We start from the raw sequence: 1,406 nt of genomic DNA on the forward strand, positions 1-1,406 counted from the left end.
TATATGGTCTCCCCCCTTTTTGCAAGGGCTTTGTGTCGTTAATGACAGGGACAGGATTGCTGCCGTATATCCGGCCTCTTTTTGAGGAAATTTACGTCCTCGGGCCTTAATGATGTGCGCGCGTATCGTCCTTATCGACAGGGCGGTTTCTGCTAACCGTCGGACTTTTCAGGTTTCCGATACGCCGGTCTGACCTGTTTCGTCATTGTACGTTACAGAGCCTTCGCAATTTCTGGTGGGAGAACCCACTTCCCTGTTTTCAGTGAACCGAGGCTAACGAGTCGGTGACGCTGAAGCTGATTGATAAACTGTGTTGTACCTCAAGATGGCCCAGCCGATACGCGCCATCTTATTTGCCACCGCAACGACGGCCTTGTTCCAACCTCGTTCTTTGCGTATTCGATTGATCCAGCGGCTCAAAGAATCATCCTTCCTGACTGCCTGGACAACGACTGCTCGAGCGCCATGGACAAGTTGGCTTCGCAGATAACAATCCCCTCGTTTGCTGATGCCAAGCAGGACATTTTTACCGCCACTGCTGTGCTGACGGGGAACCAGCCCCAGCGACGCAGCGACATCCTGACCGCGGGCATAAATACGGCCATCGCCGATGGTGCTGCGGAATGCGCTGGCTACAATCGGACCAAAACCTGGAATCGTCTGCAACCGTCGGCAAGCATCATCCTGCCGGCTCAAAAGCTCCAGCTCGTTGGTGTAAAAAGCAATATGTTCGTTAAGTTCAACAAGCTGTTCATAGCGCCGCACCAGCAGGTTCCGGAACCGATCACTCAACCCATTTTCCGCATCTTCCAGTAGTTCTGGAATACTTCTGCGTAAAGCTGCGAGTCCTGTGGGCAAAACAATGCCATACTCACCCAGCAGCCCCCGTGTTGAGTTACTTAGGGCTGTCCGGTCTTTAATACACCTGGCGCGCATCCGATGGATAGCCTGCATGTCCTGTTCTTCGGTCGTCTTGATCGCGACAAGCGGCATGGAGGGACGGGTTGACGCCTCGGCAATAGCACGAGCATCGTTGTAGTCGTTTTTATTGCCCCGCAGATAGGGCTTTACATACTGAGGTGGTATCAGCTTGACGTCATGCCCCAGCGCGCGCAGTTCTCGCCCCCAGTAATGGGAACTCGCACAAGCTTCCATGGCCACCTGACAGGGGGGCAACTGGGTGAAGAAATGAATAACCTGATTACGCCGAAGCATCCGTTTTTTGACCTCTTTGAATTGCTCGCTGAAGCAGACAACGTGAAAGACGCTTTTTGCCAAGTCTAGGCCGACAGTGATAATATTCATCTTGGTCTCCTCTCACACCTCGTTGATGGAAAGTTACGTTATCTCCATCATGGCGCCTTGACGCCGATTTAGGTAGTGGGGGGAGACCATTTCATCAACAG

1 protein-coding gene is annotated in these 1,406 nt (G+C 52.6%); it reads right to left on the reverse strand.

Annotated features, from left to right (window positions below; genetic code table 11):
* Nucleotides 1-273 precede the first annotated feature (273 nt).
* Nucleotides 274-1,305 carry an IS110 family RNA-guided transposase gene (locus tag B5V00_RS16770; RefSeq protein ID WP_085011954.1) on the reverse strand — a complete coding sequence of 344 codons (1,032 nt, stop codon included), beginning with the start codon at nt 1,303-1,305 and terminating at the stop codon, nt 274-276.
* Between the last annotated feature and the right edge of the window lie 101 nt (nt 1,306-1,406).

This window comes from Geothermobacter hydrogeniphilus, assembly GCF_002093115.1.
GTDB classification, from domain to species: domain Bacteria; phylum Desulfobacterota; class Desulfuromonadia; order Desulfuromonadales; family Geothermobacteraceae; genus Geothermobacter_A; species Geothermobacter_A hydrogeniphilus.

Excerpts from the sequence above, each read along its gene's own strand:
- B5V00_RS16770 (WP_085011954.1), bottom strand. The coding sequence starts at position 1,305 with ATGAATATTATCACTGTCGGCCTAGACTTGGCAAAAAGCGTCTTTCAC.